The organism is Kitasatospora sp. NPDC059088, from assembly GCF_042738155.1.
In the GTDB taxonomy this organism is placed as follows: Bacteria; Actinomycetota; Actinomycetes; order Streptomycetales; family Streptomycetaceae; genus Kitasatospora.
The window spans coordinates 1-19,787 of sequence record NZ_JBHYGR010000128.1 but is presented as its reverse complement, the minus strand read 5'-3'; the positions used below and the strand labels follow the sequence as shown (position 1 = coordinate 19,787).

At 70.9% G+C, this 19,787-nt stretch carries 27 protein-coding genes; 8 read left to right on the top strand and 19 right to left on the bottom strand.

Annotated elements, in window-relative coordinates:
- Window positions 1-73: 73 nt before the first annotated feature.
- The 16 genes from ACFWXO_RS36875 to ACFWXO_RS36800 form a co-directional block, all read right to left on the bottom strand.
- Window positions 74-403 carry a hypothetical protein gene (locus ACFWXO_RS36875; RefSeq protein ID WP_380529646.1) on the bottom strand — a complete coding sequence of 110 codons (330 nt, stop codon included), beginning with the start codon at window positions 401-403 and terminating at the stop codon, window positions 74-76.
- Window positions 404-416: 13 nt separating this feature from the next.
- Window positions 417-776, bottom strand: a complete 360-nt coding sequence (locus ACFWXO_RS36870) for a hypothetical protein (RefSeq protein WP_380529644.1) — start codon at window positions 774-776, stop codon at window positions 417-419.
- 106 nt (window positions 777-882) lie between these two features.
- Entirely contained in the window at window positions 883-1,188 is a 306-nt protein-coding gene (locus ACFWXO_RS36865) for a hypothetical protein (protein WP_380529643.1), read from the bottom strand.
- A complete protein-coding gene (locus ACFWXO_RS36860) occupies window positions 1,182-1,565 on the bottom strand; it encodes a hypothetical protein (RefSeq protein WP_380529641.1) in 384 nt (127 codons plus the stop codon). The genes ACFWXO_RS36865 and ACFWXO_RS36860 overlap by 7 nt, the downstream gene beginning before the upstream one ends.
- A 15-nt stretch (window positions 1,566-1,580) precedes the next feature.
- On the bottom strand, window positions 1,581-2,060 hold the full coding sequence (locus ACFWXO_RS36855) for a transcriptional regulator (RefSeq protein WP_380529640.1): 480 nt from the start codon (window positions 2,058-2,060) through the stop codon (window positions 1,581-1,583).
- A gap of 79 nt (window positions 2,061-2,139) precedes the next feature.
- On the bottom strand, window positions 2,140-2,319 hold the full coding sequence (locus ACFWXO_RS36850) for a hypothetical protein (RefSeq protein ID WP_380529638.1): 180 nt from the start codon (window positions 2,317-2,319) through the stop codon (window positions 2,140-2,142).
- A gap of 162 nt (window positions 2,320-2,481) precedes the next feature.
- Window positions 2,482-2,850 carry a hypothetical protein gene (locus ACFWXO_RS36845; protein WP_380529637.1) on the bottom strand — a complete coding sequence of 123 codons (369 nt, stop codon included), beginning with the start codon at window positions 2,848-2,850 and terminating at the stop codon, window positions 2,482-2,484.
- A 577-nt stretch (window positions 2,851-3,427) separates the two neighbouring features.
- Window positions 3,428-3,622 carry a hypothetical protein gene (locus ACFWXO_RS36840; RefSeq protein ID WP_380529635.1) on the bottom strand — a complete coding sequence of 65 codons (195 nt, stop codon included), beginning with the start codon at window positions 3,620-3,622 and terminating at the stop codon, window positions 3,428-3,430.
- Window positions 3,623-3,746: 124 nt separating this feature from the next.
- Window positions 3,747-4,544: a hypothetical protein gene (locus tag ACFWXO_RS36835; RefSeq protein WP_380529634.1), complete on the bottom strand. Its 798-nt coding sequence runs from the start codon at window positions 4,542-4,544 to the stop codon at window positions 3,747-3,749.
- A 13-nt stretch (window positions 4,545-4,557) separates the two neighbouring features.
- Complete coding sequence (locus ACFWXO_RS36830; RefSeq protein WP_380529632.1) at window positions 4,558-5,130, bottom strand: hypothetical protein; 573 nt, start codon at window positions 5,128-5,130, stop codon at window positions 4,558-4,560.
- Between the two features lie 196 nt (window positions 5,131-5,326).
- On the bottom strand, window positions 5,327-7,699 hold the full coding sequence (locus ACFWXO_RS36825) for an FtsK/SpoIIIE domain-containing protein (protein ID WP_380529630.1): 2,373 nt from the start codon (window positions 7,697-7,699) through the stop codon (window positions 5,327-5,329).
- A gap of 104 nt (window positions 7,700-7,803) precedes the next feature.
- Window positions 7,804-8,193, bottom strand: coding sequence for an RRQRL motif-containing zinc-binding protein (locus ACFWXO_RS36820; protein WP_380529629.1), 390 nt, complete (start codon window positions 8,191-8,193; stop codon window positions 7,804-7,806).
- Window positions 8,190-9,497 carry a hypothetical protein gene (locus ACFWXO_RS36815; RefSeq protein ID WP_380529627.1) on the bottom strand — a complete coding sequence of 436 codons (1,308 nt, stop codon included), beginning with the start codon at window positions 9,495-9,497 and terminating at the stop codon, window positions 8,190-8,192. Before ACFWXO_RS36815 ends, ACFWXO_RS36820 begins: the two co-directional genes overlap by 4 nt.
- Complete coding sequence (locus tag ACFWXO_RS36810) at window positions 9,494-9,835, bottom strand: hypothetical protein (RefSeq protein WP_380529625.1); 342 nt, start codon at window positions 9,833-9,835, stop codon at window positions 9,494-9,496. Before ACFWXO_RS36810 ends, ACFWXO_RS36815 begins: the two co-directional genes overlap by 4 nt.
- The gene (locus tag ACFWXO_RS36805) at window positions 9,832-10,089 is read right to left on the bottom strand and encodes a hypothetical protein (protein WP_380529624.1); all 258 of its coding nucleotides are present in this window, start codon (window positions 10,087-10,089) and stop codon (window positions 9,832-9,834) included. Before ACFWXO_RS36805 ends, ACFWXO_RS36810 begins: the two co-directional genes overlap by 4 nt.
- The gene (locus ACFWXO_RS36800) at window positions 10,086-10,376 is read right to left on the bottom strand and encodes a hypothetical protein (RefSeq protein ID WP_380529622.1); all 291 of its coding nucleotides are present in this window, start codon (window positions 10,374-10,376) and stop codon (window positions 10,086-10,088) included. The genes ACFWXO_RS36805 and ACFWXO_RS36800 overlap by 4 nt, the downstream gene beginning before the upstream one ends.
- A 296-nt stretch (window positions 10,377-10,672) precedes the next feature.
- Between ACFWXO_RS36800 and ACFWXO_RS36795 the strand changes: the two genes are divergently transcribed.
- The 4 genes from ACFWXO_RS36795 to ACFWXO_RS36780 all read left to right on the top strand — a co-directional run bounded on the left by ACFWXO_RS36795 (window position 10,673) and on the right by ACFWXO_RS36780 (window position 14,648).
- Window positions 10,673-11,431 (top strand): GntR family transcriptional regulator, encoded by a 759-nt coding sequence (locus ACFWXO_RS36795; RefSeq protein WP_380529620.1) that lies wholly within the window; start codon window positions 10,673-10,675, stop codon window positions 11,429-11,431.
- Window positions 11,431-11,748: a hypothetical protein gene (locus tag ACFWXO_RS36790; protein WP_380529619.1), complete on the top strand. Its 318-nt coding sequence runs from the start codon at window positions 11,431-11,433 to the stop codon at window positions 11,746-11,748. Before ACFWXO_RS36795 ends, ACFWXO_RS36790 begins: the two co-directional genes overlap by 1 nt.
- Window positions 11,749-11,901: 153 nt before the next feature.
- Complete coding sequence (locus tag ACFWXO_RS36785) at window positions 11,902-12,921, top strand: bifunctional DNA primase/polymerase (RefSeq protein WP_380529617.1); 1,020 nt, start codon at window positions 11,902-11,904, stop codon at window positions 12,919-12,921.
- Window positions 12,918-14,648 carry an ATP-binding protein gene (locus ACFWXO_RS36780; RefSeq protein ID WP_380529616.1) on the top strand — a complete coding sequence of 577 codons (1,731 nt, stop codon included), beginning with the start codon at window positions 12,918-12,920 and terminating at the stop codon, window positions 14,646-14,648. The genes ACFWXO_RS36785 and ACFWXO_RS36780 overlap by 4 nt, the downstream gene beginning before the upstream one ends.
- A gap of 64 nt (window positions 14,649-14,712) precedes the next feature.
- On the opposite strand, the gene ACFWXO_RS36775 is transcribed toward ACFWXO_RS36780, so the two are convergent.
- Window positions 14,713-14,934: a YozE family protein gene (locus tag ACFWXO_RS36775; protein WP_380529615.1), complete on the bottom strand. Its 222-nt coding sequence runs from the start codon at window positions 14,932-14,934 to the stop codon at window positions 14,713-14,715.
- An 843-nt stretch (window positions 14,935-15,777) separates the two neighbouring features.
- A complete protein-coding gene (locus ACFWXO_RS36770) occupies window positions 15,778-16,740 on the bottom strand; it encodes a hypothetical protein (protein WP_380529613.1) in 963 nt (320 codons plus the stop codon).
- A gap of 226 nt (window positions 16,741-16,966) precedes the next feature.
- On the opposite strand from ACFWXO_RS36770, the gene ACFWXO_RS36765 reads away from it, so the two are divergent.
- Both ACFWXO_RS36765 and ACFWXO_RS36760 read left to right on the top strand, forming a co-directional pair.
- Complete coding sequence (locus ACFWXO_RS36765; RefSeq protein ID WP_380529611.1) at window positions 16,967-17,653, top strand: AAA family ATPase; 687 nt, start codon at window positions 16,967-16,969, stop codon at window positions 17,651-17,653.
- A complete protein-coding gene (locus ACFWXO_RS36760) occupies window positions 17,653-18,099 on the top strand; it encodes a hypothetical protein (protein ID WP_380529609.1) in 447 nt (148 codons plus the stop codon). Before ACFWXO_RS36765 ends, ACFWXO_RS36760 begins: the two co-directional genes overlap by 1 nt.
- Before the next feature lie 228 nt (window positions 18,100-18,327).
- Here ACFWXO_RS36760 and ACFWXO_RS36755 read toward each other — a convergent pair whose 3' ends face one another.
- Window positions 18,328-18,555 carry a hypothetical protein gene (locus ACFWXO_RS36755; RefSeq protein WP_380529607.1) on the bottom strand — a complete coding sequence of 76 codons (228 nt, stop codon included), beginning with the start codon at window positions 18,553-18,555 and terminating at the stop codon, window positions 18,328-18,330.
- A gap of 138 nt (window positions 18,556-18,693) precedes the next feature.
- On the opposite strand from ACFWXO_RS36755, the gene ACFWXO_RS36750 reads away from it, so the two are divergent.
- Window positions 18,694-18,942 (top strand): hypothetical protein, encoded by a 249-nt coding sequence (locus tag ACFWXO_RS36750; RefSeq protein WP_380529605.1) that lies wholly within the window; start codon window positions 18,694-18,696, stop codon window positions 18,940-18,942.
- Between the two features lie 214 nt (window positions 18,943-19,156).
- A partial coding sequence (locus tag ACFWXO_RS36745; RefSeq protein WP_380529603.1) for a recombinase family protein occupies window positions 19,157-19,787 on the top strand: 631 nt, incomplete at its 3' end.

Here is a 19,787-nt window from a genome sequence, read left to right as displayed (position 1 = left end):
ATGGCACCTGAACACCACGGAGCCCCTGGCGGTTCGACCCGCCAGGGGCTCCGTGGTGTGTCGGAAAGTTCGGTCAGCGGTCTTCGCGCAGCGCGCGGATCTCGCGCAGCAGCTCGGCCTGGCCGACCGCGAGGTCCCCGACGACCTGGGCGACGGATTCGACGGTGCGCTGGAGCGCGGCTTGGCCGGCGGCAAGCTGTCCGATCGCCTCGCCCTGCTCGCGCTGGGTCTCGCGCAACGCCATCAGGATCTGGTTGTTCGCGCGGCCGGTGGCGCGGACCTCGGCCGCGTCCCGGTCGGCCATCGCCGCCAGGGTGCGGGTGGCTGCGGACTCCTCGCGCAGCCGGTCGACCTCGGCCTCCAGTGCCTCCAGGCGTCCCCGGAGGTCGTCCATCTCGCTCATGTCCTCCATCGTCTCAGTCCTTCCAAGCGAGCGGGCCAAGGTCTCCGTGCACCACGTCGAGGCGCCTCGCAAGGGATTCGGCGTCGCCCTTGGCGAGGTTCAGGCCGACGCGGATCGACGCGGCAAGCGCGGCCGGGTCGAGGTCACGGTCGGCTCGCAGGTGGTCCTCCTCCGACAGGCGCGTGACGAACGCGGCGATCTGGTCGAGGGCCTGCGGCAGGCGGTGAACCATGGCCGCGAGGTTGGCAACCGTGCTGTACGCGTCGCCGGGGTACTCCCAGTCGACCTGCGAGATGCGGGTGAGGTGGTTAATCGCCCGGATCGCCTCGGCCGCGACGTCGGCGTGCTCGGCAGGGGTCTTGTAGTCGCTCATCGGGGCTGTTCCTCCTGGAACGGTTCGGGGCCGCTCGGCAGCGGCCCCGCGTCCATCGTGGTGGGTGGGTCGGACATCTGGGGGCGGATCGGCGGAAGTGGGCTGGTCAGCCACCGTCGGTCTCGTGGATCCAGCCGTGGCCGGCGGGGCAGCGGTAGGAGTGGCAGGACAGGAGCTGGTGGGGGCCGCGGTCGCGCCACTGGTGGGTGCCGGAGGCGGCCGGCAGGCCGCAGTACGAGAGCGGGCAGTTCTCGCCCGCCAGCTCTCCGGGGGTGAGCGGCCTCGGCTCGGTGTCCCGCTTCGGCTCGGGGGCGGCGGCGGGGGGCGGGGTCTCCAGCAGAGTCAGGTAGCGGACCGGGGGCACGGTCGGCCCGGGGCGGCGGCCGACGAGCCGCAGGAGGCGGGTCAGCACGGCTCGTCCGCCGTCCGGTCCCGTTCGAGCAGCATCTCGGCGAGCAGCAGCTGGGCACGCTCGATGTAGTCGCCGCCGGCGGTGTCCTCCAGGACGATGGCGGACTCCTCGATGTGGCCGGCGGCCTCGTCGGTCCGGCGGTCGTCGGGGAACGCCGCCGCGACCGACTCGGCCGCGGCGTCCAGGAGGGCGGTCAGGTGCTGGAGGATCCCCTTCCCGTCGCTGCCGTGGCGGGTCCACAGGGTTCGCAGCACGGCGAAGACGGCGTCGGGCTCTGCGGTTCCGGGGCCGAGCTGGAGCAAGGTCGCGAGTCCGGTGCGGACCTGCTCGGCGGCCTGGGCGATCCGGCCCTCGTCAGTCGGCTGGGTGTTCGTCATCGTGGGTCGCTCCTCTCAGACCGTGGCGGTGATGACGGCGGCGACCAGGAGCCACAGGACGTGCCAGCTCTGGTCGAGGGCGTACGCGCCGGTGCCCAGGGTCGGCGCGTAGCCGCCGTCTGCGGTGGCCGGGTGCGCCGGGTGGGCGGGCGTGCCGAGTGAGTGGAACTCGGTCTTGTCGGTGACCTTCGCGAGCCAGAGGAGGGTGGAGCGGCGGTCCGCCCACCAGTGGGTTCCGGCGTCGACGGCCAGGCCGAGCGCCGCGCCGAGCGCGGTGATCTGCAGGTCCAGGAGCAACGCGACCGGGACCAGCAGCAGCAACTTCGTGGCGGTCAGGGTGGCGACGTGCTTGGTGCAGGCCCATCGGCCGGACCAGCCCGGTTTGCCCTTCTCGGCGGCCTGGCAGCTGGTCTGGACCCAGTGGTCGCCGACCTGGTGGGCGGCGTAGAGGACGGCGAAGACGGCGGCCATCGTGGCGGCGGCGGTCTGGTTCATGATGGTGGTACTCCTGTCTGGGAGTGCCGGGGCGGCCGGATTTCTTGGCGGGATGACGGCCGCCCCTGCTGTCGGCGGGTTAGCGGATCACGGCGATCACGCGGGACGACGCCATGCGGCGGGTGCCCTGGTCTGTCACCACGTCGATCAGGCCGGAGCCGACGCCGGTCACGATGTGGTCGACCACCGCCCCGGTGTCCCGGAGCACGTCGCCCTGGCGGAGGCCGATCGGGCAGGTCTTGATCACGGACTTGCGCATGGATTTCTCCTTCTGGGTGCGGATGGGCCCCGGGTGGACCCGCCCGCTGCAGGAATTCGCTTGGCGACGTGGTCGCGGGGTGGCTGGTGACAACGGTCGGGCCTGCCGCCGCAGAGGTGGTGCGGTGTGCTCCGCGAGGGCGGTGGAGCGGTGGTCCCGGTCTCAGATGTACGGGGAGATCGCGTCGCGGATGTCGCTGCCGACGGCGGTGAGGTTGTCGCAGTGGAGGCGAGCGTCGAAGTCGTACTCGTCACCGCCGACCGCGATGTGCTCGTCCCACGCCGCGTCGGCAGCGGCGTCGAAAATGCCAGCGAAGGCATCGGCGAGGCCGGCGTTCTTCACGGCCTCCACGACGTCGGCCTGGTCGGCGCCGCCGCGGCGGATCGCGTCGGCGACCAGCAGCAGCGCGGCCCTCGCGGCCGGGATCAGGTGAGCCAGCTCGCCGCCGAGCCCACCGTTGTCGGCGCTGCCCTGGGCGGTGACGACGACTCCGCTGATCGGGCGGTCCGGGAGGTTCGTGTGCTCGGCCATGCTCCAAGTCCTCTCGCTTGATGGCGGCGACCAGAAGCCAGGGACGTACCGGCTCTGGTCCGACGCGTTTCTCGAAGTGCAAGGCGGCCCGCCTCCCCTTGGGGTGGCGCCCCTGCCCTGCGTGTTCAGTCTGACACGCATTAGATAGCTTGCGCAAGATGGTTCACCTTGAACTCTCAGGTTCAAGGTGGTGTAGCTCTCGGGAGTCAGTATCGCTGGCTGTTTTGCAGGCCTTTTCGCCTGCGGATTCGCTGGCTGTGAGCCGGGTGTCGTGCCAGCTTTTCCGCCAGCGTTTTCGGCGGTTCTGTGGCTGGCTCTTACGCTGGCTCGGCTGCCGCCAGCCCGGCGCCTCCCGCTCCCCTACCGGGCACTAGCTGGAGGGGAGTGGGAACGGACGGGCGCGTCCGCGCCCGGCACCCCCGGCTGACCGTCTGTGCGGGCCGCGCGTTCACCGGCGCCGCCCGCTCGGCCCGGGGGGCCTCCCGGCCGCCGCCGGGCGCGGCCCGCCCGCCTTCCGCCGCTCACCCGCCCCGGCCGGGTGGGCCAGGACGGGTGAGCGGGGCCGGTCCTCGGATGGTCAGCGGCCGGTGGCGGTGATCTCGTGCGCGTGGACCAGGACCGGGGCGATGAAGAATCCGATCCGGTTGACGGTCCAGCGGCCCTGGGTGAGCGGGCCGGGCGGGACCTCGTCGACGATCCGGCCGGTCCGGCCGACCGCGCGGGGGTCGTCCTCGCAGGAGACGATCAGGACCTCTTGGCCAGCGTTGAACATCGTTCGCATCCTTCGGTTGGTCTGGCTGGTGGGGTGTGCGCTCTTGGGTCCGGCGCCTCGGCTGCCTGGTCAAGGCGGCCACCCAATGCGGGGGGAGCGAGCCGGGGGTTCGGCGTCGTTGCCGTCAGCTGGTCTGCGGGGGCTTGGGCTGCTGGGTGAGGGCGCGCAGGGTGCGGTGCTCGCGGGCGTTCGCGGCGTCCTGGTAGCGGGCGGCGGCCATGGTCTGCTCGTGCTGGCGCTGGGACTGAGCGTCGGCGTTCATGAGCTGGGCGAGCCCTCGCTGGTGCTCGCCCGCCGCGTTCTTGCCCGAGAGGGCGACGCCGTCGCGGGCAAGGCTCACCGCGTTGCTTCCGGCCTTGGCGATGTCGCCGACCGCGCGGGCGCCGGCCCCGGCGGCCCCGGCGATCTGGCCCACCGCGCCGACCGTGGCGGTGACGGTGCCCAGCGCCGCGTTGACCGTGCCGAGCGCCGCCGCCAAGCCTCCGCCGCCGCCACCGCGGGCGCCGGGCCGGCCCTTCCCGGCGGCCTGGGCCTGGGCCCCCGCGATGCCGCCGCCCTTGGGCCCAGCCGCCTTGGCCCCCTTGCCCTTAGCGCCCTTGCCGTCCTTGCCCTCCGTCCCAGCGAAGACACCGGCGACGTTGGTCGAGCCGGAGACGGTCCGCCCGTCCTGCAGCGCGATCACGAAGGCGCCCTTGGGGGCCTGGCGGATCGCGGCGGGCAGCAGTTCGTGGACCGCCTCGTGAGTGAAGGTGTGGCCGCGCTTGCCGCACCGGATGTCCTCCGAGTCGACCTGCAGGATGTGGCCCTTGCCGGGCTGGCCGCCGTCGCCGCAGATCGCGCAGACGATCACGGCGCCGTCGACGGCGAGCGGGCCGAACAGCTGGACCTCGTTGGACGGGCGGCCGATTCCGAAGATGCGCACGGGAATCCCCTTCTCAGGCGTTGTTGCGGCCGCGGCGGCCGGTGGCGATCTGGTTGGAGAGGCTGACGGCGACGTTGGTCGTCACGCTCTGGACGACGCCGCCCTGGGCGCCGGCGCCGGGCTTCGCGCCGGAGGACATGACGCCCTTGAGGACCCACAGACCGACCGCGCCGCCGCCGAGCACGACCAGGAGCGTCACCAGGAGCCGGATCAGCTCGCCGAGGGCGTGGACCAGGTGGTCGAGGGCACCGGCGAGGAACTGGGCGCCCAAGCCGCCGGCGCCGAGGATCAGGGCCCCGATCGCCACCCGGACCATCCAGACCGGGACCACCGGGCCGCCCGGGGCCAGGGCCGCGGCGACCGCCTGGACGGTGGGCGCCGGTCCGGCCTGGACGACCGGCTGGCCCACCCCCTGGGCCTGTCCGACGGACTGAGCGGTCCCAGTGACGATCACCTGCTGGCCCGAGGCGTCGGTGATCACGTACTGCTGCAGGAACGGGGCGGCCGGTGCCGCGTACGGCGGCTGGACCGGGGTCGGGATGATCATCTGCGGCTGGTAGACGCTGCCCTGCGGGTTCATCTTCACTGCCCTCTTTGTCATGGTTTGGGGGCCGCGACGGGCCCGCGATGCGCTACGACGGTGCAGGTCAGAGGCACGACGGGTGCCACGACGCGGGGATGGGAGCCGCGACGGCGTCGCGGGCTTCGGGCTCGGCGTCGCGGCCCGTCGCAGGCGCTGACCTGCGACAACGCGGGCCGTCGCGGCTCCCATCGTGGGGAAATTACGGGGCAATTCCGGCAGCGGCGCGGAGCTCGGCGAGCTTGTAGCCGCGGCCCCTGACACCCGCCGTCCATTCCCGGGAGACCAGCTCCCGAGGCTCGCGGGCCTCGGTGTCGGCGTCGTCCTCCAGCTGGACGATGATCGCCTTCTGCAGGGCGGTGCCGGTCTTCGACGGGGTGTCCTGCTGGAGCGGGCCCCACTGCTCCGGGTCGGCGGCGACCAGGCCCGCGACCAGGTCGGCGGTGGTCAGCCGGTCCGGGTTCCCGGCCTGCTCGAACACCGCCAGCATGGCGGCGAGGATGCCTCGTACCCCGGCCGCCCGGCCGGCGACGATGATGCCGACGTCCTCGCCGATGCCGCCGGCCACCGACGACATGCCGGTCAGCTCGTACAGCGCGTCCTCGACCGCGTCGGGCCGGTCCCCGGGCAGCACCTTGGCGGCCTCGCGGATCTCGTACGCGACCTTGGCGATCAGCTCGACCTCGCCCGCCTCGTCGTCGATGAAGAACGAGCGGTTCTCCACGATTCCGATATCCGGCGTCATGAGGATTCCGCGCCCGCGCTGCTCCAGCGGAATATCGGCGGCGTTCGCCGTCCCGCTCATTCCGCCGCCGAGAATGTTGTTGGAGTGCTGCGCGCTTTCGGTCTTCATCGCCCACTTGGAGGTGACGTTGGACCGCAGCCGGGAGGGGATGACCGCGACCTCCGGCATCTGGGTGGACAGGACGAGAATCATCCCGGCCGCCGCGCCCTTGGACGAGAGCAGGTTGAAGGAGCCGATGATGGCGTCCCTCAGGTCCTCCGCCTTGGTCACCTCGTCGCCGCTCTCCAGCAGGAAGAGCTTGATGGCGTCGATGTCGGTGTAGCTGGCGACCTCGTCGACGATGAAGAGCTCCAGGCCGCCGAGCTCCTCCAGCAGATCCGGGGAGAGCTTGGCCTTCCCGAGCTTTCCGAGAATGTGCATGCGGCGCTTCATCTCGCCGACCATGACGCGCAGGAATTCCGCCAGGCGCTTCGGGTCGCCCTTGACGAAGGTGTGCAGCATCGGGGCGAGCCGGTTGTATTCGCCGGACTCCTTGCCGTCGAAGAAACGCACCTTGATGCGGGTGTCGAAAAGGGCGCCCAGGACCAGGGACATGATGGCGATGCCCTTGCCCGCCCGGGTCATTCCGCCGATCAGGTAGCTGGAGTCCTTCACCTTGATGCGGATGGCCTGCCCGCGCTTGGTGAACGAGACCGGGATGCCGTCCTTCCAGGCGTCCAGGACGGCCCGCACCTCCAGCAGCGGCGAGGGCCGCGAGCTGGCGAACGGGTCGCGGTCGGCCACCCAGAAGGAGACGCGCTGGGCGGGGCCGGCCTGCTGGATGTCCAGCTGCACCTGGTCGATGCCCAGGGCACTGGCGATCTCGACCAGCAGGGCGGCGCACTTCTTCGCGGTGCCGCCGGCGGGCAGGTCGATGGTGGCGATCTCGGCGGTGACGTCGCCGGTCTTCTCCCTGCCGACCAGGCCGACGGGCCGGGCCACCTCGCCCTTCTTGAGGATGCCGACCGCCCGCAGCGCGTTGGTCAGCCGCTCGTCGGTGAGCTCCTGCCGCTCCTGGGGGATGGTGTCGAGCAGGGTGAAGGGCTGCTCTCCGGCCTCGGCGGCCTGGGCCCGGCGGGCCCGGAACCCGGCCACCCCGCACAGGGCGGCGACCCCGGCGACCATCGGTCCCGCGATGATCCACTCGCCGATCGCGGCGGTGACCAGCATCGCGGTGACGTAGATGCCGCCGCCGGCCAGGCCCGCGACGGCGCGCTTGGAGCGGAACCGGTCGCTGATCTTCGCCGAGCGGGCGTCGCGCAGGGTCTCGACCAGGACGTCGTTGCGGGCCCGCTTGGCGTCCTTGATCGAGCGGACGTACTCCCCGGCGAACAGGTAGTGCTGGATGTCGCCGCGCAGGGTCCACGCGCCGTACATGGCGACCCAGGTCGCGCGGGCCAGGTAGACCGGAGTGCGCAGGCCGTGGAACTTGGTCCGGTTCCAGGCGACGGCGCGGGCCTGCAGCAGGGTGCGGCGGGCGGTGTCGGTGTCGGCGAACGCGGCCGGCAGGACGGCCCGCATCTCCTGCTGCCACCAGCCGGTCGGCTCGTCCTCGTCGTCGCGCTGGGACTCGATGAAGCCGACCACCGGGGCGGCGCCGTCGGCGGTGGGCTCGGCAAGGGTGCCGATGGTGGCGCCCGCGTGGCCGGACTCGGTGAGCTCGGCGGCCTCCTTCATCGCCCGCTCGATGTCGGCCATGGACTCGGGGTCGAGGTACTCGCGCAGGTCGATCTTGTCGCTGGGGACGTCGTCCGGTCCGCTGGCGGCGGGGCCGATCGGCATGTCCGTCATGATGGAGCTCCCTCTGGGATCGCTGTGGTGGTGCCGGAGGAGCGGGGCCGGCCGTCGCTTTGGTCGGTTGAGACCGGCCCCGCGGTGCTGCATCTGCTGGTGGGTCAGGCGGCGGACAGCAGGTCGTCCGCGCAGGTGGTGCACTCGCCGAGGCGGGTGGAGATCACGTACTCCTGCTCGGTGCGGCAGGTGGGGCAGGTCCGGCGGGCGCGCATCGCGGCCTCCAGGCCCCGGGCCCGGGCCGGGGTGAGCGGGCCGATCGGCTCCGCCTGGTCGATCCGGTAGAGGTAGGCCTCCCGGATGCTGCCGTCGTGGCAGGCCTTGCGGCTGTGCCAGCGGAGCTGGCCGACGACCGGCTGCCGGCGGCGGGGCTTGAGCCCCTTCTTGCGGAGCTGGTCGCGGGTGGCGAGGTGGTCGGGCGCGGTGCCCCAGGCCCAGGTCGGCATCCCGCCGTGGCGCTCGCCGCTGGGGTCGAGGTGGCGGGGGGCGCTCACTTCTCGCCCCGCTCGTCCTTGACCGCCCGGGTGAGGCGGGAGATGTAGTCGGCCTCGCCGCCGCCGATCAGGTCCTTGACCATGCGGGTGGAGATCGTCCGGCGGCTCTCACCCAGCAGGGCGGCGTACTGGCGGACCTGCTCCAGGTGCTCCTCGGTCAGGGGCTTGCGGACCCTCTCCTGGCGCCCCCCGAGAATGGCGCGCTTCCCTTTTCCCCCAAGGGTTTTTGCGGCCTCGGAGGGGGCCGGGGAGGGCCCCTCCGGGGCGGCTCCGACGAGGGCTCCGCCGCCCGCCTCGCCGTCGTCTCCGGCGTCGCGCAGGACGTCGCCGAGCCAGGCGTCGAGCTCCTTGTAGACGGAGCGCTCCTCGCCCATGACCGACTCCAGCGCGCGCTCGGCGCGAACGCGGCCGGCGTACGTGACGGCGGTGATGCCGAGCGGTGCGCGGTGGACGTCCTCCCACGCCTGGCGCCACGCGGTTTCCTCATCGAGGGTGCCGAGCGGGTGGGCGGCGACGATCTGCTGGAACCTCTCCCAGACCGGCGGGAACTGCGCGGCCCGGCGCGCGTTGTGCTCGGCCTTGGCCTTGGCGTCGGCCTTCTCCTTGGCGGCGGCTGCCTTGTCGGCGGCGCGCTGTTCGCGGGTGCGGGTCTCGACGGCGGCCAGGCCGTCGAGCCACTCGGCGAGCTCCCACATCAGCGGACCGGCGAAGCTCGCGGCGGCGAGGGCGGCCCCGGCGATCGAGCCGTACTCGGCGGTGCCGTGCCGGTAGTTCACCCAGGCGGCGAACCCGGACAGCGAGGCAGTGAGGAGCCAGAACGGCGCCTTGCTCATGCCCTTGCGACCGGCCCACGCGGTGCCGTAGACCGCGACCCACGCGGCGAGCTCCAGCACGATCGGCAGTGGGCCCAGCAGCCACGCGGCGCCGGTCTCGCCCGCCTTGTGCAGGCCGAGGAAGTAGGAGAACTGCGCCGGGAGGGCGGACGCCATGCAGACCGCGACGAACACCCGAACCAGCCGCTTGAAGTCCGTGCCGGCCTCCGCGCGGCGCTCGGCCCGCTGCTGCTTGCGCTCGGTGCCGGCGTCCTTGGCCTGCTCGGCCTGCTCGGCGAGCTGCTGGCGGACCTTGGCCTGGGCGAGCTGCTCGCGCAGCGCCTTCGTGGCGGTGGCGGCCTTCGCGCCCTCCAGCTCGACGGCGGCGGCGGCCTGCTCAGCGGCGGCCTTCTTCTTCAGCGCCTCGGCGGCGGCGCGGTCCTTGGCTGCGGCGGCTTCGCGCTCCTCCCAGGAGCGGTAGTCCTCGCTCACCGGTCGGCCTCCTTCTCGTCCAGGTAAAGCGGGGCGGGGCAGGCGGCGCCATACGGGTAGAAGCCCTGCTCCTCCACGAACTGGAGGCACTCCTCGCACGGCCGGTCCGGGGTGCACAGGTCGGGCACCAGACCGAAGTGGGCGAGGACGTCCAGGACCGCGAGGACGCCGAGGAGGACGACCAGCCCGGTGCGGTCGGGCAGCGGGCGAGCCGGGTCGAGCACCCGGTCGAGCCCGACGGCGGCCAGCGCGGCGGCGGTCTTCACCCGGGAGGTGAGGAAGCCGAAGACGGTGTCGATGGCGAGGCGGATGACCTTGCGGCTGAGGGGCTTCTTCATCGGGTGCCTCCGACGGCGGCGGTGCGGCGGGTGCCAGTGGTGGTGGGGAGGGAGGCGAGGGCCTCCAGCGTCAGGACGACGGTGACGACCAGGACCAGGGCGAGGGTGTCGAGCAGGCTCAGCCGGATGCCGAGGACCAGCAGACCGCCGCCGATCATGAGCAGCGTCCGCAGGCGGGACCACAGCAGCGGGAGCACCGGCAGCAGCAGCGCGACCAGGCGCGGGTCGATCAGCGGGCGCTTCTCGGCGATCACGCCGCCACCGCCTTCCGAGCCTTCGGCCGGCGGGCGACCACCAGGTCGCGGTTGCGGAGCGGGGTCGGCATCCGCCGCAGCAGCTGCCGGTAGTGGGCGAGGTCGAGGTCGTCGTCCTCGGTGTCGGCGATGTCGGCCAGGTCATCGATCAGGTCGACGAGCGCGTCGCGGTACGCGGCGATGTCCTCGGCGGTGCGGGGCTCGAAGGCCGGCGCGGGCTCGTAGCCCGCAGCCTCGATCAGGTCGAGCGCGGTGACAACGCGCTGACCGGCGACGATGATGTTCATGGGGGTCGTGCTCCTTCCAGTGGAACGGCTCCCTCTAGCCCCGGCGGTGACGCGCCGGGGCTTCCCTTTTGGGCATGGCGAATAAGGCCCTTCTTGGGCCTCTCCCCAGTCCCTCCCGGGCTGTTCTGATAGATGAACATAGAGGCGTTCTAGTACGCGCGCAAGCACCCGCGCTAGAATGAGTTCACGTTCTAGACCACTCGCCGCGACACTCCGCCCCACTGGAGCTTTTGCGTTCGCGTTCTAGTACGCTGGCGCCCACTAGGGCACAACCCTCCGAGTGAAGGACAGAACTCATGCCCCGCATCGAGAAGCCGGTGCCCGCCTTTATGCAGGTCACCGCCCATTTCAGGCGCCAGATCCAGGACGGCGTCCTGGCAGAAGGCGCAAAGCTCCCCACCGTTGCCGAAATCGAACGGGAATGGGGAATCGCCCGTGCCACTGCGGCCAAGGCGATCGCTCAGCTCCAGGTCGAGGGCCTGATCTACACCAGCCCGCGTGGCTCTTTCGTCGCCGGCCTCGGGGCCAAGGCCACCTCTCCGAAGGACCGCCTGGATCGGTACAGGCGGACCGGAACCCTTGACGCGAACGGCGAACACCACCGGGTCACCGCTGCGGAGCTCGTCGTCGCGCCGCCCTACGTCGCGGAGCTGTTCGGGCTGGAGCACGGGGCGCAGGTCATCCGCCGGGAGTTCGTGACGATCGAAGAGAAGTCGCTCCGGGCTCTCACAGTGACCTGGCACGACGGCGCGCTGGCTGAGCAGGTGCCCGAGCTCCTGGCCACAACCTCTAGCAGCGTCGGGACCAGGGTGGCTGGCCTGGAGCGGGCCGTCGGCACGATCGCCAATGGCGAGGATTTCATGCACTCCCGCGGAAGCGACGCACGCGAGTCGAGCGCCCTCGGGCTGCCCAACGGGACCGGCATCGGTGCGATGGCCTGGCTGTGGACCACCCAGCGCGGCGACGACACCGTGCTCGTTGAGTACGGCGAGTCCTGCATTCCGCCCCGACACACCCTGTCGTACTCGTATGCAGTCTCCGAGGAGAACTCCTGATGACTCCGCTGTCCGATGAGTTGGAGGCGCTCCGCCAGGAGTACCGCGCCGGCATCTGGGTGCCCTCTCCCGGTGAAGATGCTGCAGCGCAGAGCTTGGCAAGCCTCTCAGACCTCACCGCGTTGGGGATCAGGGATGCTCTCGGCCCTGCCCGAACAACCAGGAGCCGCCTGGTCATCACCTACGAGAAGGTCGCGTCGGTGCTCTCCCTTCCCGCCATCCACGGGGCCCCGGACACCCTCGACCAACTGGTTGCAACGGCCGCCGATGTCGCGAAGGAGATAGCCACGGCCAGCATCCCGCCCAGCGGGAACTGACCGACGTCCGGGCTCCCGTCAGCCGCCCCACGGCAAGATGGGCCCAGCAATGACGGAAGCCCGCCCCCTGGCAGGGACGGGCTTCCAGAAGTCGCCGAGCGCTTACTCGGCCGAACGAGCTCCCCGATCTCCCAGAACGGAGGTGCGCTCACCTTGAGCGTACGAGAAATCCAGACGTCACCGCTACCTCACTCTCGGGTCAACCCGGGTGACCTTCGGCCATTTCTGCTCGCCAGCGCGCTTCGGTACGCCGAGCGCGGGATGGCGGTCCACCCGCTGCTGGTCGGCGGCAAGGAACCCCGGTGGTCCGACTGGGAGGGGCGCGCGACCCTCGACCCGGAGCTGATCACCCGGACCTGGTCGCGGGCGCCGTTCAACATCGGGGTGGCCTGCGGGCCGTCCCGTCTGGTCGTTGTCGACCTCGACGTGCCGCACATGGACGATGAGCCCAACGCCGTGCTGTCGGCCCAGGGGATCGTCGACGGACGGTCCTCATTCTCCTCGCTGATCGCCCGGACTCCGGGCGCTTCGCCGGTCGACACCATGACGGTGGAGACCTGCAGCGGCGGCGAGCACCTCCTCTTCGCCGCACCCGAGGGCGTGGAGGTCCGCTGCTCGGCCCGCACGGTGGGCCCGTGGATCGACACCCGGGCGGTCGGCGGGTATGTGGTCGGCATCGGCTCGCACGTCGACGGCCACCCCTACCGGCTGACCAGCAGCATCACCACTCCGGCGCCGCTGCCCGGCTGGCTGCTGACCGTCCTCACCACCACTCCTGAGCCAGCCAACAGCGGGGCGCCGGGTCGGGGGGCCGCTGTGGTCGCCCGACTGCGAGCCGTGGCCCGGCAGGGCTCGCGGGAACAGCGGTGGGCGCGGGGCATCCTGGCATCGGAGTGCGCGGAGCTCGCGGCGATGGAGGCGAGGTCGGGCCGCAACGACCGGCTGAACAAGGCCGCGTTCCGGGCCGGGCAGCTGGTGGCCGCCGGCCTGCTCGGGCAGACGGAGGCCGAGAACGCGCTGGTCTCGACGGCGCGGGAGTGCGGCGTCGGCACTTCAAGCAAGCACCGGTACGCCCGCGAGATCGAGGCGACGGTCGCCTCGGGCATGCGGGCCGGTCTGACCCGACCGCGGTTCATGGACGCGCGTGCCCGCCAGCTCGGCGGTGCGGCGTGAGCAGCGACGTGATCGAGATGCCGGTGCAGGTGGACGTCGTCGAGGCGTTCCGCCGCGAGCAGGAGAAGAAGGACAAGGCCGCGAAGTGGCTGGAGAACGCCACCCCGGCCCAGGTCCTGGCGTTCCAGGCGTTCCAGGCCCGGAAGGCGGAGGAGGCCCAGCAGGCGCAGGCCGCGCAGCACGCTGCCCAGCAGTCCCGGGGCGGCGGTCGGCAGGAGAGCCAGGCCGACCAGCTGATCCGGATGGCGGCCCAGCGCTACGAGTTCGGCAACAGCGAGGACGGCGATCTGTTCGCGGTGCCGCGTGACGGGTACGGCCCGCGGATCGCCCGTCTGCTGCGCGGCGGGCGGATCTCGCTGCGGGCGGAGCTGGCGCGGCTCTACTTCGAGGCGCAGGGCAAGGCGGCCTCCAGCTCGGCGCTGGCGGACGCGATGCTGGCGATCGAGGGCCACGCTCAGGCCACCGACCCAGTGCCGCTCCACCTGCGGGTGGCCCCGCTCGGCAAGCGGTCCGAGGACGGCTTCGTTCTGGACCTCGGGCGGGCGGACGGCCAGGTCGTCACGGTCACCCGGCACGGTTGGCAGGTGGGGCCGGCTCGGCCCGGTCAGCCGTTGTTCCGGCGCTCGCAGCTGACCCAGCCGCTGCCGATCCCGCAGCAGGGCGGTTCGCTGAAGGAGCTGCGCAAGCTGCTGAACGTGACCGACGAGTCGTGGCCGCTGCTGGTGTCCTGGCTGGTGGCGGGCATGCTGCCGGGCATTCCGCACTCGGTGCTGTTCCTGAGCGGCGAGCAGGGGACGGCGAAGAGTACAGCGACCAAGATGCTGGTGAAGCTGATCGACCCGAGCGCGGCGCCGGCCCGCGCGACGCCGAAGGACGCCGACGACTGGGCGACGGCTGCGGTCGGCTCCTGGGTGGTCGGGCTGGACAACCTGAGCCGGATCCCGGAGTGGCTCTCGGATGCGATCTGCCGGGCCGCGACCGGCGACGCCAACGTCAAGCGGACCCTGTACAGCGACTCGGACGTGACGGTCCAGCAGTTCCGGCGGGTCGTGGTCTTCAACGGCATCGACGTCGGGGCCCTGCGCGGCGACCTGGCGGACCGCATGATCCCGGTGCACCTGCACCGGATCACCAAGCGCCGCACGGACACCGCCCTTTGGGAGGCGTACGACGAAGCCCAGCCGCGCATCCTGGGCGCCCTGCTCAACCTGGTGGTGAAGACCCTCCACGCGCTCGCACCCATCCGCGAGCAGGCCGACAACGGGGAGATCCCGCTGCCCCGCATGGCCGACAACGGCCTGGTCATGGCCGCGCTGGACAGCATCATGGGTGACAGCAGCGACATCCTGCGCAGCTACCTGGAGGAGCGGCGCGAGCTCGCCGAGGAGGTCGTCGAGTCCGACCAGGTCGCCATGACGCTGATGCGGATGGTGAAGGAGGAACCGCCAGCCGCCGACGGCGCCCACGAGTGGGAGGGCAGCACGCAGGAGCTGCTCGACAAGCTGGGCGGGATGCTGCCCGGCATGCTGCCGGAGTCGTGGCCGCGCACGCCGAACCACCTGTCGCGCCGGATCAACCGCGCCGCGTCCGACCTCGACAAGCTCGGCGTCGACATCACCAAGGGCAAGACCGGCTCCGTCCGCTGGACCCGCATCCGCTACGTCCCCCGCATCCAGGAGACGCAGGCCCCGCCGCCGACCGCCGTTCAGGGCCAGCTGGTCGGGTAGCCCGCACCGCCCCGCCGAACCCGCCGTGCCCCGGGCACGCGCGGGTCTTCGGCGTACCCGGGTGTCAGCTGCGGGCCCGCTCGTAGTGCTCCCAGGCCTGGCGGAGCGTCTCGGCCGCCGGCGAATCGGCATCCAGACCGTGCTCGGCCTCCAGGTGGTCGAGGTAGGCGTCGAGGCTGTCCGGTCCGTCCGGCCACTCGGGATCGGCCGCAACGTCCCGGGCCAGGTCCCCGATCGCCCCGCTGACCTGCGAAAACCGCTCCAGCCACGCCGCGAAATCGCCCACCGTTCCTCCTTCGTCCAGCCGACCCGGTGCCGGCCGCCGCAGCCTACCGCTGTCACCCGTCACCGATCACGGAAAGTTACTGGCCCTGAGGGACGCTAACTGAGGCCGACAGGGACGATAACCCCCGATTTACCGTCCCTGAGGGACGGTAACCCCGAAGTTAGCGTCCCTCAGGGACGATAAAACCGGAGTTACCGTCCCACCTCCGAGACTTACCGTCCCTAGGTTGACCTTGAATGTGTCCAAAATGCCTGTTTCTAGGGACGCAAGGGACGATCCCGACCCCTTCATCTCTGTTGTGATGTCGAAGAAGAGAGAGAGAAGCAGAGATGCAGGGGGTGGGATCGTCCCTTGCGTCCCAAAACGATCTTGGTCACCTTCCATGTTCTACAGAACGTGACCAAACCCGACCCGCAGGCGGCCGACCGCCCCGCCCCGACGGTGAATCCCCCCGTTGGCTGGCTCAGAGAACTTTGGCGGACCCTCACCCCGCGCTCTACAGGCGGAAGGAGGAGACAAAGGGAAAAGCGCTGAGGCGCTCGGTGGGCCGGTGCCGACCGGCGAGGGGCGGGTGACGGTCGGAAGGTGAGCGGGCCGCGCCCGACGGCGGCCGGGAGGCCCCTGGGGCCGAGCGGGCGCCGGCGGTGAACGCGCGGCCCGCATAGGCGGTCAGCCGGGGGTGTCGGGCGCGGACGCGCCCGTCCGCTTCCACTACCCTTCGGGCACCGCGAGAGGGCGGTTCGGGAGGCAAGAACCCGGATTTTCGATCTATCTAGCAAGATTGATCGCCGCACCCTGGACCTCCAGGACCTTCGGAGGGACCCGGAGATCGGGGGATGGAAGTCAGGGGCGCGGCGGGGCGCTCAGCTGGCGGATCAGATCGCGCACCTGGTCGGCTTGGACGGTGAGCCGCTCGGCGTCGAGGCGGTGGATGACGGCCCTGGAGCTCCAGTGCAGGGCGTCGCACTCGGCCTTGGCCGCCTCCTCGGTCCTGTCTGCGGCTTCCGCGACCGACTGCTCCTCCTTCGCCTCCCGGTGGCGCCGCTCGGCGAAGGCGACGTCGGCCCGGGCCTGAGCGGCGGCGTTGCGAAGCCGGGTGTGTTCGCGGCGAGCGCGCTCGGGAGCCGCGGCCAGAGCGTGGTCGAGGGCAGCGCGCAGGATGTCGCCGGTGGTGACCACCTGGGCCCGAAGCTTGGCGCGCTCAGTGAGTTCCTCGGTCGGCGGAGTCGGCCTGAGGGCTGCAACCATGGCGTCGAGGGCCGTCACCCCGCCGTGCTCGCGAATGGACTGGCGGACAATCACTTCAGGTCCGTCGCCCCATCTGTCGGCCCACTCCTGCAGCCGCTGCTCGATCTCCTCGTTGTGCCAGTAGCAGGCGCGCTGTAGCTGCTCGCCTAGTTCGTGTGGCAGCCGCACCCCGAGCCGCCCGAGGAAGCGGGTCTCGCCCTCGTCGTGCTGGCCGGAGTAGCGGCCAGGGTCGGTACCCCACCGACGCCCGGCGGCCAGCGCCCCCGGCGGGATCGGCGGCCAGTCGCGGTCCCACCCACGGGTGGCGAGCTCAGCGCGGACGCCGGGTACCAGCAACCAGTCCCGGCTTCCCGCGAGAAGGCCGGCTGCCCGCTGCTCGGCGAGCAACTCGCGTGTCGCTCGCCGGGCCTGCGCGAGCTTCCCGCCCCGCAGTCCCCGATGGTCCTCGCGCTGCTTCGCCAGCCAGGCCCGCTCCTCACCAGCAGCCATCGCGGCCACCAGGTCGAGCAGCTCCAGCCGCTCCTCGCGCACCGCCACTGTGTACTGAACCGTCGGCATCCCCATGCGAGCAATCATGCGAGATAACCAGAGTGCGGATCCCCGTCGGGTGGGCAGTTGTCACCCACATGAGTCACGAGCTATCTAGCAAGATTGAGCGCCACGCGACGGGAAGGGTCGCGCGCCTAGGCTGAGCCCGCCCGCAATCCTGCAGGCGGAAAAGCAGGCGGTGACGCTGGCGGGACAGCCAGCCCAACGCCGCCCCTGAGCTGCAAAGGAGGCTGATGTGAGCCCGACGATCGACCTGCCGAGGATCGAGAGCGACATGAGGCCGGAGATCGGCCAGGTCACCGTGATCGGCATGCTGAAGGGAGGCGCGGGCAAGACGACTTCCGCTGTCTACCTCGCGCTGGTGCTGTGGTCGCTCGGCTTTACCGTGGTGGTGGTCGACGCGGACAGCGTCAGCCAGACCGCCTACGGCTGGGCTCGCGACGCCGAGGCCGCCGGCACCCCGCTGCCCTTCCCCGTCGAGCGCTACCCCTTCCAGGACCTGGGCGAGTACGTCACCAAGCTCCGCAAGGAATTCGACCACGTCATCGTCGACGTCGGCGGCGGCAATGCCGCGCTCCTCGCGGACGTCCTGGAGAAGGCGACCAGGCTGATCGTGACGCTGGCCCCGAGCAAGTTCGACCAGAAGCAGCTCGCGGCGACCTTCAAGCAGGCCCGCACCGCGGCGGCCGGCCACGAAGGGGAGGACGGCTTCGCCGTCTACGTGCTCCTCACCCGGGCGGACGCGCGGACCAGTCAGCCCAGGGAGGCCCGGCGGCAACTGGAGGAGGACGAGAGGCCGGTGCTCGACGCAGAGATCCCGGCGCGGGTCGAGTACGAGCGGGCTATCGACACCTGCCCGACCAACTTGGACGACTACCGCGCGGTGTGGCATGAGATCCAGGAAGCCGAGGCCGCCGCCTGATGGTGAAGCAGACGATGCGAATGGCACCGCGGCTGACCGAGGAGCAGGTGGAGCCGGAGATCACGAGCCTGGACCAGCTCACGCCGGAGGAGCGCGCACGGATTGCCGCCCGCCAATCCGACAGTGTTTCTACCGGCACAGGTGGTGGCGCGGCTGTCTCCGAAGGAACCAGCCCCAGGACAGGCGCCAGCGCTGGCGAAGACACCGGCGGAGAAACTGGCAATGACGCTGGCGAATCCGCAGGCGAGAAAACCGGCGGCTCAGCTGGCAGAAAGTCCGGTCGTCGGCTGGGCCGGCCCCGGGGCCCCGAGCGGGCCAAGCTCAGCGTCCGGATCCTCAAAGCACACGACGACAAGTTGACCCAGGCCGTCGAGCAGACCGGCAAGAACCCGCAGGAACTCGTGGACCAGGCGCTGAAGCTGCTCTTCGCCAAGCTCAAGATCTGAGGGCAGACCAGCAGGCCAGGACCCATAAAAGTCAGCTCTCCAGCCGTCTTACCAACTGGCTGGAGAGCTGACTTTTATGCCATCTTTCCCGCCAGCGAAAATGAAGGCTCAAACGAGAACCGACGACCAATCTTGCTAGATAAACCGCCTCTACGGCGTTGGCCACTAGAAAGCCTGCTCCCCGGCGGCGGGGGAGCAGGCTTTTTCGTACGCGTTTCCGCTGGCCGGTTATTCGGGCTTCTTGGCCATCCAGGCCCGGATGGTGTTCGGAGCGAGCCCGGTCAGCTCGGTGATCCGGCGGATCGGGACTTCCATGGCGCGGGCCTCGGCGACCAGTGGCAGCAGCTCCTGATCGACCGTGTCGAGGTCGGACTGCAGCTGGATCCGGCGGCTGCCGGGGCCGCTGAGCTTGGCTTCGGCATCGGCCCTCAGCTGGGCAGGGGTTCTCTGTGTCATGAGACTCAATGTGACACGGCGGATGCAGTTTGCGCAATCACGGACACTCAAGCTGAACCGTCTTGCGCAGACTGCACCGAGTGTGTCAGAGTGAACCAATCGGGCCAGAGGGGTCCGCCCGGATCAGAGGAGATCATCATGGGGTCGTCCTACGAGTCGTACGCCCGGCGAACCACCGTGCAGCCCGGGGCCTACACCTACAGCATTGAGGCGGTCGCCGGCCCTCGCTGCGCCCGCCAGATCGGCACCATCACGGTCACCGCGCCCCGCACCCTCATGGACCTCATCGTCGTCATCCGCGAGGAGCTCCGCCCGTCGTTCGGGCGGGGCGAGCGGATCTTCGTCACCGACTTCGGAATCGACCCCGCCCGGCCGACCGAGGCGTGACCCGGTACCGAAAAGCCCGCTCACCGGACAGCCGGTGGGCGGGCTTTCCCGCAGGCATTTCCGCCTGCCTGAATTCGGCGCCTTCAACAAACCATCGTTTTCTGAAGGGTGCCGGACGGGCCGCCCGAGGACCTCCTGAGGCCTTCAAAAACTCCTTCAAAAACCAAGGTGCTTCAACAACCCCAGGACGCCGTTTCCTGACACAATCCCGGGCGTGAACACCCCCGCCGAGCCAGACCCGTTCGACCTGCTGGTCGCCGAACCCGCCCGCCGCACCGAGATCCTCATCGGCTATGCGCGGGTGTCCACCGGCGGGCAGAAGCTCGACCGCCAGATCGACGCCCTCACCGCTGCCGGATGCCGCCGCATCTTCGCCGACAAGAAGTCCGGCAAGGACGACCTGCGCCCCGAGCTGAAGGCGTGCCACGCCTTCCTCGCTGCCGGCGACACCCTGGTGGTCCCCGCGCTCGACCGCTACGGCCGCTCCCTCAAGGACCTCGTGAACATGGTCGGCGAGCTGCGGCGCCGCGAGATCGGCTTCTGCTCGCTGCACGAGCGACTGGACACCACCACGCCGGGCGGCCGACTCGTCTTCCACGTCTTCGCCGCGCTCGCCGAGTTCATCCGCGAGCTGATCGTCTCCGGCACCCGCGAGGGCCTGGACGCCGCCCGCGCGCGCGGCCGGGTCGGTGGTCGGCCCACCGTCGCCACCCCCGAGATCATTCGGGCCGCCCGCGACCTGCTCCCCAACCCCGAGAACTCGATCACCTCGATCGCCAAGCTCCTCGGGGTCAGCCCCGGCACCCTCTACAACCACATCCCCGACCTGCAGGAACTCCGCGCCT